This is a genomic window from Rhizobium ecuadorense (assembly GCF_001187535.1).
GTDB lineage: Bacteria > Pseudomonadota > Alphaproteobacteria > Rhizobiales > Rhizobiaceae > Rhizobium > Rhizobium ecuadorense.
Genome location: NZ_LFIO01001683.1, coordinates 1 through 219, shown reverse-complemented (window position 1 = coordinate 219; position 219 = coordinate 1). Strand labels below are relative to the sequence as shown.

General features: G+C 62.6%; 1 protein-coding gene. It reads left to right on the top strand.

All coding sequences use genetic code 11. From position 1 onward, the window contains the following. Positions 1-219 (top strand): aspartate racemase/maleate isomerase family protein (locus AF337_RS33005; protein ID WP_483150642.1); only part of this gene is annotated, 219 nt, incomplete at both ends.

The window sequence follows — 219 nt, the reverse complement described above, 5'->3', positions numbered from 1 at the left end:
GGATACGCGTGCCTGGTCGCCATCATGGCGATGGGCCTCGGCTATCACCGCCAGTCGGAGAAGCGCCTGACGGGTCGCACCCAGGAGAATGGCACTGACATTCCCGTCGTGACCAGTGCCGGCGCCCTGATCGAGGGCCTGAAGGTGATGAAGGCGAGGAAGATCGCCGTCGTCGCGCCTTATATGAAACCGCTGACGGAGCTGGTCGTGGACTACATT